The sequence below is a fragment of the Streptomyces abyssalis genome (assembly GCF_001751365.1).
GTDB classification, from domain to species: domain Bacteria; phylum Actinomycetota; class Actinomycetes; order Streptomycetales; family Streptomycetaceae; genus Streptomyces; species Streptomyces abyssalis.
Window position 1 is genome coordinate 316,500 of the sequence record NZ_LJGT01000038.1, and the last position, 12,677, is coordinate 329,176.

11 protein-coding genes are annotated in these 12,677 nt (G+C 71.9%); 2 read left to right on the forward strand and 9 right to left on the reverse strand.

From position 1 onward, the window contains the following. Nucleotides 1-77: 77 nt before the first annotated feature. Nucleotides 78-1,436: a YncE family protein gene (locus AN215_RS08650; RefSeq protein WP_245694349.1), complete on the reverse strand. Its 1,359-nt coding sequence runs from the start codon at nucleotides 1,434-1,436 to the stop codon at nucleotides 78-80. A 309-nt stretch (nucleotides 1,437-1,745) separates the two neighbouring features. Here AN215_RS08650 and AN215_RS08655 point away from each other — a divergent pair, with 309 nt between their 5' ends. Further along, the gene (locus AN215_RS08655) at nucleotides 1,746-2,390 is read left to right on the forward strand and encodes a TetR/AcrR family transcriptional regulator (protein WP_070013167.1); all 645 of its coding nucleotides are present in this window, start codon (nucleotides 1,746-1,748) and stop codon (nucleotides 2,388-2,390) included. Nucleotides 2,391-2,565: 175 nt separating this feature from the next. On the opposite strand, the gene AN215_RS08660 is transcribed toward AN215_RS08655, so the two are convergent. The 4 genes from AN215_RS08660 to AN215_RS30035 form a co-directional block, all read right to left on the reverse strand. Continuing rightward, entirely contained in the window at nucleotides 2,566-3,792 is a 1,227-nt protein-coding gene (locus AN215_RS08660) for an epoxide hydrolase family protein (protein WP_070013166.1), read from the reverse strand. Between the two features lie 123 nt (nucleotides 3,793-3,915). After that, nucleotides 3,916-4,590 carry a collagen-like domain-containing protein gene (locus AN215_RS08665; protein ID WP_070013165.1) on the reverse strand — a complete coding sequence of 225 codons (675 nt, stop codon included), beginning with the start codon at nucleotides 4,588-4,590 and terminating at the stop codon, nucleotides 3,916-3,918. Further along, nucleotides 4,587-4,856 carry a hypothetical protein gene (locus AN215_RS08670; protein ID WP_070013164.1) on the reverse strand — a complete coding sequence of 90 codons (270 nt, stop codon included), beginning with the start codon at nucleotides 4,854-4,856 and terminating at the stop codon, nucleotides 4,587-4,589. Before AN215_RS08670 ends, AN215_RS08665 begins: the two co-directional genes overlap by 4 nt. Nucleotides 4,857-4,947: 91 nt before the next feature. Continuing rightward, on the reverse strand, nucleotides 4,948-5,991 hold the full coding sequence (locus AN215_RS30035; RefSeq protein ID WP_070013163.1) for a hypothetical protein: 1,044 nt from the start codon (nucleotides 5,989-5,991) through the stop codon (nucleotides 4,948-4,950). A gap of 378 nt (nucleotides 5,992-6,369) precedes the next feature. On the opposite strand from AN215_RS30035, the gene AN215_RS08680 reads away from it, so the two are divergent. Further along, entirely contained in the window at nucleotides 6,370-7,614 is a 1,245-nt protein-coding gene (locus AN215_RS08680; protein ID WP_070013162.1) for an FUSC family protein, read from the forward strand. 81 nt (nucleotides 7,615-7,695) lie between these two features. Here AN215_RS08680 and AN215_RS08685 read toward each other — a convergent pair whose 3' ends face one another. The 4 genes from AN215_RS08685 to AN215_RS08700 form a co-directional block, all read right to left on the reverse strand. Beyond that, entirely contained in the window at nucleotides 7,696-9,732 is a 2,037-nt protein-coding gene (locus AN215_RS08685; protein ID WP_070013161.1) for an aconitate hydratase, read from the reverse strand. Between the two features lie 216 nt (nucleotides 9,733-9,948). Continuing rightward, complete coding sequence (locus AN215_RS08690) at nucleotides 9,949-10,368, reverse strand: PPOX class F420-dependent oxidoreductase (protein WP_070013160.1); 420 nt, start codon at nucleotides 10,366-10,368, stop codon at nucleotides 9,949-9,951. A gap of 148 nt (nucleotides 10,369-10,516) precedes the next feature. Next, nucleotides 10,517-11,443 carry a UbiA family prenyltransferase gene (locus AN215_RS08695; RefSeq protein WP_070013159.1) on the reverse strand — a complete coding sequence of 309 codons (927 nt, stop codon included), beginning with the start codon at nucleotides 11,441-11,443 and terminating at the stop codon, nucleotides 10,517-10,519. Then, nucleotides 11,440-12,675 (reverse strand): polyprenyl synthetase family protein, encoded by a 1,236-nt coding sequence (locus tag AN215_RS08700; protein WP_070013158.1) that lies wholly within the window; start codon nucleotides 12,673-12,675, stop codon nucleotides 11,440-11,442. Before AN215_RS08700 ends, AN215_RS08695 begins: the two co-directional genes overlap by 4 nt. Nucleotides 12,676-12,677 lie beyond the last annotated feature (2 nt).

Below are 12,677 nucleotides of genomic sequence, written 5' to 3' on the forward strand. Positions count from 1 at the left end.
ACAACACGGTCACGTAACGGAATCCGTCCGCCGGTCCGGCGCGCCGAAGCGCCCGGACCGGCGTCCGGCCGAGGTCCTCAGTCGCGTGCGGCCGGGCTCGTCCAGTCCTCCGGCACATGGGCGATGCGTACGCGCTGCGGATGGTCCCCGACGGGCACGGAGACCGTCTTCTCGCCGGTGGCGAAGTCGATGGCGCTGACCTGGTCGCTGCCCGCCTCCGAGATCACGCAGGACTTGCCGTCGCCGCTGACCGTGGCCCAGTAGGGCTTGGAGGCGGTGACCACCGGGCCCTCCTCCAGGGTTTCGCGGTCCACGACGGTGGCGTAGTCGTCCATGGTCCCGGCGATGCAGAGCTTGTCGCCCTCCGGACTCATCGACATGCCGTGGTGGCGGGAGTCGTTGACCCAGGTGGTGCGGTCCTCGCTGGTGTCGGGGTTCTTCGGCAGGACCTTCTCACGCGTGATCTTGTCCGCGGCCACGTCGTACTCGAAGAAGCCGTTGAAGAAGGAGACCTGGAAGTAGAGCTTGGACTCATCCGGCGTGAAGGCCACCGGGCGCACCGCATCGGAGAAGTCCTTGCGGCCGAAGGCATCGAGCCTTTCGCGCATGTCGATGACCTTGACCTCTTCGAAGGTCTCGGCGTCGACGACCGTGATCTTGCGGTCGCCCTTCGTCCAGTCCAGCCAGGGGTCGTCGGTGTCGGTCTGCACATCGCCGATGGACATGTTCCACAGGTGCTTGCCTCCGTTGGCGAAGACGTTCTCGTGCGGCTTGTCGCCGGTCTTGAAGTTCCCGGCTTCCTTCCCCGTCTCGATGTCGAGTACGTGGACCGTGTTGGAGGTCGACGCCGAGACGGCCACGCGCCGGCCGTCGGGCGAGACGGCCATGTGGTCGGAACGGAAACCGGAGACGGGGAAGCGCCAGTTGAGCTCTCCCGTCCCGACGTCGATGGAGACGACGTCGGCGAAGCTCGGGCGGGAGACCACCATCGCCGACCCGTCGGGGGTCGAGTACATGTCGTCGACGAGCTGGTCGTGCCCCTCCCCCGGGCCGTTGCGGATGATGAGGAAGGCCGCGAGCTTGATGGGGTTGGCGTAGATCTCCCGCAGGCGCTCCTCCTTGTCGGGTACGACGTTGATGCGCCCGAGCTTCTCGAAGGAGCCCTTGGACTTGATCACGTCCGCGGTGCCGTCCCAGTTGTTGCCGACGAACATCACTTCCTGCAGGCCCGGCGCGTCCTTGCCGCCGGAGCCAGGCGCGTCCTTGCCGCCGGGGCCGGGCGCGGCGGCGGCCACGCCGGTGGTGGCGGTCAGGGCGAGCAGGGCCGTCGCGACGGCGAACGGCAGCAGGCGGCGGGTCCTGACGCGCGCCGCACACGGCGGACGGAGGGAGGCGGGAGTCCCCGCGTCCGCGCAGTACGTCCTGGAAACGGGCATGGCTCTCCTTCGCGTAGCGGCTCTTGCGTCCGCCGGCTGCGAGCGGAACCGGCGCGGGCACGGGAGTGCCTGACCCTCTCCGCAGAGTTCGGCGGGGCTCTGCGGAGAGGGCCGGCGGCTGGGCTGCGACTTCCCGTGCAAGGTCGGCGCCGCATGCTGTCTGAGCGGGTGTTTTCATGCGAGGCGCCCAGCCGGACCAATGTGAAAAGGAACCTCTTCACATTGGGACTACCGAAGGTAACGTCGACCCCGGGGTTCTTCAACCCCCCATGGGGGAGAAGATGTCCCGCACCCGAGCGAGGGAGAACGGTGGTGGAACGGCTCAGGCGGCCGACCGGCCGCTACGCGGGCAAGGCGGCCGGCGAGCGGCAGGCCGAGCGGCGGCAGAGGTTTCTCGACGCGGCGCTGCAGCTCTTCGGAGCCGGCCCCGGCTACCGGTCGACGTCCGTCGCCGCCCTCTGCGAGGCGGCGGGGCTGTCCACCCGTCAGTTCTACGAGGAGTTCCGCACCCTCGAGGACGTACTCGCGATGCTTCACCTGCAGGTCAACGACTGGTCCGAGAAGGCCGTCGTCGAAGCCCTCACCGACACGGAGGGCATGCCGTACGCCGAACGCTACGGCCGCGTCTTCCGCGCGTACGCGGCGAGCCTCACCGAGGACCCGCGCCGGCTGCGGATCACCTTCACCGAGATCGTCGGCGTGAGCGCGCGCATGGACGAGCAACGGCTGGCCCGCCGCGCACGGTGGGTCGATCTGATACGGACAGAGGCGGCAGCCGCGGTCGAGCGCGGTGAGGCCGCCGACCGCGACTACCGCATCGCCGCGGCAGCCTTCATCGGCAGCGTGAACGGACTTCTGCACGACTGGGGCGCGGGCTGGGTGGACGCCACACTCGACGAGGTCGTGGACGAACTCGTCCGTCTGCTGCTGGCGTTGCTGCGCGACCGGGACTGAGGGCCGGGCCCGGGTGCCGGCCCTGCCCCGTTACCGGGTGCCGGGCCGGCAACGCTGCACGGTACCGAGCCGGAAGCCTGCCGCCCTCGCGTGCTGCCCGGGCCCGATGCCCGGTCCGCAGCCACGCCCGCCGCCCGGTCAGGACGTGCGGCGGCCCGTCACGCGGGCGGCCGCCTCAGGTCCTCCCACGGAAGAACCCGCGGACGTCGTCCACCAGCAGATCCGGCGCCTCCATCGCGAGGAAATGGCCGCCCCGGCTCAACTCCGTCCAGCGCACCACGTTGTGGTCGCGCTCCGCCCAGCGGCGGATGGTCACGTCGCGGGCGGAGACCAGCACACCGGTCGGCGTTCCCGGCACGGCGGGCGCGGGGGAACCGGCCGCGCCCCGGTCACCGTCGGCGGCGCTCCAGTCGCCGGAGCCGTCGCCCCAGTCGCCGGTGCCGTCGTCCCAGGAGCTCGCGGACATCTCCTCGTAGTAGATCTGTGCCGCCGTCCCGGCCGTGCCCGTGAGCCAGTAGAGGGAGACATCCGTCAGCATCCGGTCACGGTCGACGCTGTCCTCGGGGAGCCCGTCCTCCGGATCGGTGAGCTCCTTGAACTTCTCGGTGATCCAGGCGAGTTGACCCACGGGCGAGTCGTGCAGCCCGTACGTCACCGTCTGCGGACGCTTGGAATTGCACTGCAGATAGCCGTCGTTGAAGGTCTCCATCGCATGCCGGCGCCGCTGCTCGACGTCGCTGAGACCGTCCATCTCCCCCGGCACTCCTGCCGGGAAGGTGAGCAGCGAGTTCACATGGACGCCGATGACACGGTCCGGGTTCTGCCGGCCGATCCCGGGGCCGACGAGTGCGCCCGTGTCGTACCCCTGGACTCCGTAACGCCCGTACCCCAGCCGGGACATCACTCCCGCCAGCACCTCCGCCATTCTTGCCGAGCCCATGCCCGGCCCGGCCAGTGGCGTGGAGAAGCCGAACCCGGGCAGCGACGGCACGACCAGATGGAAGGCGTCGGCCCGGTCGCCGCCGTGCGCCGCCGGGTCCGACAGCGGACCGATGACGTCGAGGAAGTCTGTGAAGCCGCCGGGCCAGCCGTGCAGAAGCATCAGCGGAGTGGCGCCGGGCTCGGGTGAACGGACGTGCAGGAAGTGGATGTTCTGCCCGTCGACCGTGGTGGTGTACTGCGGGTGCTCGTTGAGCGCCGCCTCGTGCTCACGCCAGTCGTAGACCGTCCGCCAGTACTCGGCGAGCTCCTGCAGATACTTCAGGGGCACCCCGCGGCTCCAGCCGACACCCGGCAGCTCGTCCGGCCAGCGGGTGCCGGCGAGCCGTGCGTGAAGGTCGTCGAGCTGAGCCTGCGGTATGCCGATGCGGAAGGGCCGGATGTCCTGCTGCGAGTCCGTCATGGCAGCGACGCTACGAACCCTTGAGGACGGTTCCGGTCCTGAAGGCCCGGGAGTTCCGGGAGTCCCGGGCCACCGCGTCGAGGTGCCCGCGCCCGTGTACGGAGGTGAGCGCGCCGGGGCTGCTCAGGGCCGGCTCTCGGGAGGGGACTCGTCCGGGGCCGGGGTGCGGCGGCAGACCAGGGCCTCCGGGTCTCCCGGCGGGGGCTGGAGCGTGTAGCCGTCCGGGCAGGCGGGACCGGGCGGCCCCTGCTCCCCGCGCGGGCCCTGTTCACCGCTGGCGCCGTCCTTCCCGTCCTCGCCCGCTTCACCGGGCGGCCCCTGCGGGCCCGTTGCGCCGTCCCGTCCGTCGTGCCCGGCCAGGCCGCGCTCACCCTGCGGGCCCTGCGCACCGGGGAGGCCGTCCTCGCCCGGGGGACCGGCCTCGCCGGGGGCGCCGTCCTCGCCCGGAGCCCCGTCCTCGCCGTCCGCTCCCGCGGCGCCCCGCTCACCGGGGCGGCCGGGCATCGGCACGGGCACCTCCGTACGGTCCGGCAGGTCCTCGACCGCGCGCGACGGGTCGGGCGCCCTGGGCGTCTCGCCCTCGGCCTGGAGCTGCGCGCGCAGCGTCCGCACGTCCCCGGCGAGGGTCGTCACGGCCGAACCGCGCCGCTCGGCCTCGGCCGCCAACTCCTGTGCCCGGCCTGCCTCTTCGTCGATGCGCGCCCAGATCGCGACGACGGCTCCGGCGAGGGCCAACAGCACGCACGCCAGCAGTACGGGCCTCCAGCGGCGAGCGAGTACACGCTGTGCGCGGGTCACGGCAGATCCCCTCCGAGTCGGATGACGAGGCCGCGCAGGCGCGCTATCTCCACCTGGTCCGCGGCGCGTTGGGCGGCGAGTTCGGCAAGTGCGGCGTTCTTCTCGGCGACTTGGCGGTCGAGCCGGTCGCGTTCCTCCTGGAGGTTGTCGGTGAGGCTCGAATAGCCGTTGAGGGCGTTCTCGCCCCGCTTCCCGACGAACGCCACCACCGCGGCGGCCAGTCCGCCGAAAGCGCCGAGCAGCCCGCCGAAGGTGGTGGCGTCCAAGGGACCGCTCCTTATCCGGCAGCCGGTACGCCGCGGGCCGGAGCCCCCGGGCGGCCATGCACGCACGCGGCCGGGGCGGCGCTCACCGCGCTCACTTCCAGTAGTTGATCTGCCCGAGGCCGGAGACCAGGTCGTGCCGTCCGCCGCGCGGGTCGAAGACGACGTACTCCGCGCCGAGTGTCGCCTTCGCGTCGCAGTAGGCACCGGCGTTGCTGAGGTCGACGAACGTGTCGCCCTCGGTGCCGGCCCGCTCGACGATGTCGCCCGTCTTGGACCGCCTGCCTCCTGTGGTCTCGAAGAACCGGGCCTGGACGGAGGCGCCCGCGGGGACGCCCCTGAGCCGGAAGAAGACCGTGCCGGAGTAGTGCGCTCCGCCGCTGAGAGGCGTGCTGGTGAAGGTGAGGGTGTGCCAGTCGTTCGCGACGCGGCCCTTGGCGGCCTTCACCTTCGGGTTGTTGTGCCTGGGCATCCCGTCGCCCTCCTCGCTGTCCGGGGCGCCGCCCTTCGCGGCGTTCAGGATGGCGGTCATCGGGAACGAACCCGGATCGCCGTGGTCGTTCTCCGGTACGTGCTGGTGCCCGCAGTGTCCGCGGAATCCGCTCCAGCGACTCCCGGACATGCGCACGCCGTTGGCGCCGTAGGAGTCCGGGTACGTCTTGAAGGTCAGTCCGCTGGAGAGCGGTACGCCGTGCTTCTCGCCTGCCCACCGGCAGAACGCCCCGAGATCGCGCACGGCCCAGCCCGGCAGGTCGCCGGTGTAGAGGTAGTCGGTCCCCGCCCTGTACGTGCGGCCGCCGAGCCTCCACGTCTCGGCATTCCTGCGGTCGCACGTACCGGCCAGCTCGACCTGGCACACGTTCAGCGTGTTCGTCTCCACGCCGCCCGCCTTGTTCACCAGGGCACGGCTGGAGACGTCGAAGTCGAAGTGCTGATACCACTTCAGCCGCTCCGCCGCGAAGTCGGGCACGGCGGTGAGGTTGGGAGCCGAGCCGCCGCCCCCGTAGGACGGCAGGCTCCTGCCCTCGGTGGAGTGCCAGACGACGACGTTCGTCTCCATCGCCGAGCCCGGATACTTCTTGCCGTACCAGTACGAGGTGGATGCACCCGGGTACTTCTGCGGTCCGCTTCTGGTCATGGCTCCAGTCCTCAGCACTCGCGAGCGAGCGGGCGGGCGGGCGGGTCCCCGGTGTCCCGCCGTACGGAGCACCGGGGCGCTGCGGACGGTCCCCCCGCCTGCGCCCCCCGGGTTGAAGCCTGCCGCCGCCGCGGCGGTGTACGCCTGCGCGAAGAAGCACGAACGGGGCGCCCGGTGCGTACGGGATTCATGTGACATCACCCTCGCGCCCGTGCCGGACGCAGCAGATCAGTGGCTGATCCTTATTACGTACCGACCCTCGGCGGCGTCCGGGACACTCCGCTCTCCTCACCCCACGGAGGGCCGCGGCGAAGCCCACTCGGGTGGCACGCGCCCGGCGTGCGCCCGCTTCCGTGCGGGAGCGGGAAGGGCCACCGCGTGCCGGCTGTTCCCGAACCCCTCGCCGAACTCGTCCGGCGCCGCAACGAACCCGCGGTCACCCAGACCCTCCGGTCCACCGCGGCAGCCGTACTCAGCTACCTGGCCGCTCTCTGGCTGAGCAAGGCCCAGGTTCCGCTGCTGGCTCCGCTGACCACGCTCCTCGTCGTCCAGGTCACCCTCTACGCCACGCTCACCCGCGGCGTCCGGCGCGTGAACGCCGTGGTGGCGGGGGTGCTGGTCGCCGTCGGTTTCAGCACTCTGGTGGGGCTGAGCTGGTGGTCTCTGGGGGTGCTGATCCTCGCCTCCCTGACGGCCGGTCATCTCGTACGGGTGAAGGAGTTCGTGCCGGAGGTCGCCATCAGCGCCATGCTCGTCCTCGGTGTGAGCGTGGGCCGTGTCGCGGAGACCGCCCTGGACCGGGTGGTGGAGACGCTCATCGGCGCGGCGGTGGGCCTGCTGTTCAACGTGGTCTTCGTGCCGCCGGTCTGGACACGCTCCGCGAGCGAGTCCATCGAGGACCTCGCCGGCCGCCTCCGCAGCCTGCTCCGGCGGATCGGCGAGGAGCTCGGCGGCCACACCCCGGTGGAGGACGCAGCGGCGCGGCTGGAGGAGGCACGCCGCCTCGACCACGACATCGTGCAGGTGGACGCCTCGCTCGCGCAGGCCGAGGAGAGCCTGAAGCTCAACCCCCGGGTCAAGGAGGGCCTGCTCTCCCGGGTCGTACTGCGGACCGGCCTGGACACTCTGGAGATCTGTGTGGTGGTGCTCCGCGTCACGGCCCGTACACTCACAGACCTCGCCAGGAGCCGGCTGAACGAACCGCTCTTCCCGCCCCAGGAGGCCGCCGCCCTGGAGGAGCTCTTCGCACATCTGGCGGGCGCCGTGAAGGCGTTCGCCGTCCTCATCACCAGCGACGTCAGCTCCGACGCGGACACGGCCGAGGCCCGGCTGGTGGAGGAGCTCGCCGGCGCCCGGGACGCCCGCGACCGGATCGCTCACCTGCTTCTCACCGGCGTGCAGAACCACCCCCGCCAGTGGCAGCTGCACGGCGCCCTGCTCGCCGAGATCGACAGGATGCTCGACGAACTGGACGTGGAGAAGCGCTCCACGCGGCTCGCGGAGGAACTCGACCGCTACACGCACGAGACGTCGGACCGCCATCCCCTGCTGGCCAGGGTCGCCGAACGCATCCACGTGTCCCTGCCGAGCAGACCGCGCAGGCGCCGCGAAGAGGCCCGGTAGACGCGGCACGGACGAGGGGCGGAAGCCCGGTGGCCCACGGAAGCCTCGCGGAATCCCGGTGGCCGGAGGACGGCCCGCCTGTTACCGCGCCGGGTCCGCCGCGGCGAGTGCCGGGATGATGCCGCCCGCCCGTACGGCCTCGCGCTGCCGGGCGGAGAGCCGGTGCCGCACGGCGTACTCCTCGTCGCGGGTGACGTTCCGCAGCCGCAGCTCCGTGCCTCGCGCGTCCCCGTCGGGGCCGAAGACCTCGTGCAGCCCGTCGAGGCGCAGCACGTCGCCCGTGCTGATCCGCTCGCTGTCGCCGCCGTCCTGGAACTCCAGCGGCAGCACACCGAAGTTGACGAGGTTCTGCCAGTGGATGCGTGCGAAGGATTTGGCGACGACGGCACGCAGCCCCAGGTGGCGCGGCGTGATCGCGGCGTGCTCGCGTGAGGAGCCCTGGCCGTAGTTGTCGCCGCCGACAACGAAGTGCCCGCCCCCCGTGTCCGCTGCAGCCAACTCTGCCGCCCGCCGCGGGTAGTCAGGATCGAGGCGGGTGAAGGTGAATTCGGCGAGCTTGGGGATGTTCGAGCGGTACGGCAGCGCCCGCGCGCCCGCCGGGGAGATCTCGTCGGTGGAGACGTCGTCGCCCGTCTTCAGCAGCACCGGGCCCTCCAGCGTGTCCGGCAGCGCGTCGAGCACGGGCAGCGCCGAGACGTTGGGCCCGCGCTCCAGCTCGACGTTGACGGCCTCCTCGAAGGGAAGGGGCGCCTCCAGCATCTGCCTGTTCACGCTCGCGCGCTCCGGCAGCGTGATCTGCGGTGCCTCGGCCCCGGCGTCGGCCGCCCAGTCGCGGGGGTCGGTGATGACGCCGGTCAGAGCGGACGCGGTCGCGGTCTCCGGGGAGCACAGCCACACGGAGTCCTCCTCCGTGCCCGAACGTCCGGGGAAGTTGCGGGGGAAGGTACGCAGCGAGTTGCGTCCCACCGCCGGCGCCTGGCCCATGCCGATGCAGCCGAGGCAGCCGCTCTGGTGCAGCCGCGCACCCGCGGCGACGAGGTCGAAGGTGCCGCCGCCGCGGGTGAGGTCCTGGAGGATCTCGCGTGACGTCGGATTGATGTCGAGGCTGACGCCGTCGGCCGTGCGCCGCCCGGCGACCATGGCGGCGGTGACGGCGAAGTCGCGCAGCCCCGGGTTGGCGGAGGAGCCGATCACGCACTGGTCGACGGGCCGGCCGGCCACCTCCCGTACGGGCACCACGTTGCCCGGCGAGGACGGGCGGGCGATCAGGGGTTCGAGCGAGGAGAGGTCGATCTCCTCGTCCAGGTCGTAGACGGCGCCGGGTTCAGCCGCGAGAGGGGTGAAGTCCTCCTCGCGCCCCTCGGCTCGCAGGAACGTCCGTACGGCCTCGTCGGACGGGAAGACGCTCGCCGTGGCGCCGAGCTCCGCACCCATGTTGGCGATGACGTGCCGGTCCATCGCGGTGAGCGAGTCGAGTCCGGGGCCGTGGTATTCGAGGACGCGGTTGACGGCGCCCTTCACGCCGTGCCGGCGCAGCAGCTCCAGGATGACGTCCTTCGCACTCACCCAGGGCGCCAGCTCCCCCGTCAGCCGCACGCCCCAGATCCGCGGCATGCGTACGTACAGGGGCCGCCCCGCCATGGCCAGCGCCACCTCCAGGCCGCCGACGCCGATGGCGAGCATGCCGAGCGAACCCGCCGCGCACGTATGGGAGTCGGAGCCGGCGAGGGTCTTGCCGGGCACACCGAAGCGCTGCATGTGTGTGGGGTGCGAGACGCCGTTGCCCGGCTTGGAGTACCAGAGGCCGAATCGACGGGCGGCGGAGCGCAGGAAGGCGTGGTCCTCGGCGTTGCGCTCGTCGGCCTGGAGGATGTTGTGGTCCACGTACTGGACGCTGACCTCGGTACGGACCCGGTCCAGGCCCAGCGACTCGAGTTCCTGCATCACCAGCGTGCCGGTGGCGTCCTGCGTCAGGGTCTGGTCGATGCGCAGACCGATCTCGCGGCCCGGCTCCGCCTCGCCCTCGACCAGGTGGTCGTCGATGAGGCGCTGCGCCACCGTTCCCCGGGCAGCGCGGCCCGTGACCGTCGTGACCGCCTCCTCGTCCGCGCTGGCCATGTCCGGCTCCCTCCTGCTGCGGTGCTGGTGTGCACCCGTGCGCACTGGTGCTGGGAGTCCCCGCGTACCCGGCCGGACGGTGATGTACGTGCGGAAGGGGCGGGGTTAGCCCCGTTCGGGGAGGGGCTTCTCAACCGCGCGCCGCGGCAGGGACGGTGACGCCGCGGCGGACGGTAGACACCGGCCGGCGGTAGACACCGGCGCGGGCCGGGGGCGTCAGCCCGCCTGGCCGCTGTCCTTCATCGATCCCCAGCCGTGCCAGCGGTCGATCTCGATCCAGGCGCTCACCCTGCGGCGGTCCCGCTGCGGGTACTGCTTGCCGAGGTAGTGCCGGGCGAGCCGGTCGATGTCGGTCAGGCCCTCGTCGTCACGGAGTTCGGCGACCCGTCCGATGAGGGTGAGGTGCGTGTACCAGTTGCTCTCGTCGAGCACGGTGAGCGTGACGCGGGGGTCGCCCCGGATGTGCTCCAGCCGCTTGCGGCCCTCGTCCATGTTGACCAGCACGCGGCCCTGCTCCCACAGGTACCAGGTGGCCGCGGAGACGGGCTGGCCGTCGGGGCGCAGCGTCGTGACGACGGCCGGGTTGGCCTTCTTCAGCACATCGGCTGCGGCGTCGGGAAGCGGTGGCTTCGACATGCGGTGGCGCTCCTCAAGGTGTCGCGTCGCTGGTCCGGTTCCGTGTGACGCGTACCCGCGTACCCGGCGGCGGACCTCTCAGACGGGCGCCGGGGCGCGGGGGGCGATCGGCCCGCCCCCGCGCCCCGACGTCACGTGAGCGGCCTCGTCACAGCAGCACGACCGCCGTGGCGAGCACGAAGGTGTACCACCACTCCACCACCCGCTGCGTGCGGTGATCCTGCGCAGGTGTGCGCAGCAGCAGCACCCGGGCCGCCAGCAGCAGGTTCAGCCCGGCCAGCGCGGCGTCTATGGCGACCGTCCACCAGTGGAACCCGGCGGGCGCCACCATCACGAGGTGTGTGACGGGCAGCAGCCCCACGAAGCTCGCGGCGAAGTAGACGCGGCACGGCAGATCACCCAGGACGATCGGCATCGTGCGGCGGCCCAGGGCCCGGTCGCCCTCCACGTCCCGCAGGTCCTGCACGCCGATGATCAGGAACGTCATCGCGCACATGGTGACGATCCACGGCCACACGGCAGCCGTCACGGGCGCCGCCATCTGCCAGGCCGCCGCGAGCTGCGCGACGACACCGAGCGCGATCAGCAGGTTCTTGGCGAACCAGTGACGGTGCCCGCCCCACGCGTAGTGGAGCATGAAGAGCAGCTGCCACAGCAGTGCCCACTCCAGTACGCCCAGGAGCCAGCCCAGCGCCGGGAAGAGGACGTGGACGGCGGCGAGCCGGCGCTTCGCCCCGGCCAAGCTGCTGTCGCCCGTGACCAGTGGCCGGAAGGGCTTGTTGAGGCGGTCCTCCTCCACTCCGGTGATCTGGTTGATGAGGCTCGATCCGTAGATGAAGAGCCAGAAGTAGGGCACGGCACCCGCGAGGGTCACCGCGGCTTCGTACGGCCCGAGTCCCGCGTACCGGACGGCCGCGGCGGCGAAACAGGAGGCCGGTACGACGGTCGACCACAGGTCGTTGCTGTTGAAGCGGTAGCTGATGAAGATCTCGCGCCAGATCCGGCGCGGCAGCCACAGGACGGCTCCCGCGGTGGCCGGTGCCGCCTTCCCGGACGGGCGGGTGGTCGTCGTCATCGCCCGGCCCCCTCGTCCCCGGCCTGCCGGCGGCTGTGGCACCGGGCTGCCAGCGCGGCCAGACGCTGCCGGTGCGAACTGGGCGGCAGGGCTTCGAGGGCCTCGCGGCAGCGGTCCAGATGGGTGTCGGCGGTGTGCTGCGCGGCCTTCAACGCACCGGTGCGCTCCAGGAGTTGATGCAGGCGTTCCTGCCGGGACTCCTCATCCGCCCCGGCCTCCTGCGAGGCGTACGCGCGGACCGTCGCCCGCTCCCCCGACCGCTCCCCTGACCGCTCCTGCCCGGCGCCGAGCAGCTCTGCGAGGAGCGCCCGCTCGGCGTCGTCGCCGTACCGGTGGGCCAGCAGCAGCGGGAGGACGGGGCGGCCGTTGCGCAGATCGCTGGTGCGCGGCTTCCCGGCGGCCGCGGTCTCCGTCCTCGTCCCCGGCCGGCGTTCGCGTCCGTACGGCAGCAGGTCGTCCCGTATCTGGAACGCGATTCCCAGCGCCTCCCCGAACTCCGTGAGCGCGGCGGTCTGTTCGGCGGTCGCGCCGGCCAGTACGGCACCCGTGCGACATGCCGCGCGCAGGAGGGCCGCGGTCTTCAGCCGTGCCACTTCCAGATACGCGTCGGTGTCGTCGTGGAGCGTGCCGCTGAGATCCAGCTCCAGCGTGGCACCGCGGGTGATGCGCAGTCCGGCTTCGGCGATGACCGCCGTGGCGTCCGCGATCAGCCGGTCGGGGACGCCGCGCCGGCGGCACTCCCCCAGCGTCGCGAAGACGGCGAAGAAGAGAGCGTCGGCACCGACGACGGCGCGGTCCACGCCGTAGCGGCAGTGGGTGGCCTCGCGCCCGCGCCGCACCTCGTCCCCGTCGATGATGTCGTCGTGTATGAGACTGCCGGCGTGCATCAGCTCGAACCCCGTTGCCACGGGCCGGACTTGCTCGATGCTGCCGCCGACGGCCGCCGCCGACTCCATCAGCAGCACCGGTCTCAGCAGCTTGCCGGGCGGCAGCAGCGCCCAGCGGTGCTGTTCGGCGAGCGGGTCGTGACCCTGGCCCCGTGACGCCAGCCAGCCTTCGAGGCTCTCCAGCGCTGCCTCGTGCGGCCCCGTGACGGTTCCGGCGGCCGCCTCCCTGCGTCGCCCGCCGGGCCGGCCGCGGCGGGGTGGTCTGCTGCGGCTTCCCGCCGGGCCCGGGCGCGGCGGGGGGCCGGGCGGTGCAGTTCTGTCCGGGCGATCCTGTCCGTCGAGCATGG

Coding starts and splice junctions, on each gene's coding strand:
- AN215_RS30035 (WP_070013163.1), bottom strand. CDS start 5,991: ATGACCAGAAGCGGACCGCAGAAGTACCCGGGTGCATCCACCTCGTAC.
- AN215_RS08660 (WP_070013166.1), bottom strand. CDS start 3,792: ATGACGGACTCGCAGCAGGACATCCGGCCCTTCCGCATCGGCATACCG.
- AN215_RS08690 (WP_070013160.1), bottom strand. CDS start 10,368: ATGTCGAAGCCACCGCTTCCCGACGCCGCAGCCGATGTGCTGAAGAAG.
- AN215_RS08650 (WP_245694349.1), bottom strand. CDS start 1,436: ATGCCCGTTTCCAGGACGTACTGCGCGGACGCGGGGACTCCCGCCTCC.
- AN215_RS08695 (WP_070013159.1), bottom strand. CDS start 11,443: ATGACGACGACCACCCGCCCGTCCGGGAAGGCGGCACCGGCCACCGCG.
- AN215_RS08700 (WP_070013158.1), bottom strand. CDS start 12,675: ATGCTCGACGGACAGGATCGCCCGGACAGAACTGCACCGCCCGGCCCC.
- AN215_RS08685 (WP_070013161.1), bottom strand. CDS start 9,732: ATGGCCAGCGCGGACGAGGAGGCGGTCACGACGGTCACGGGCCGCGCT.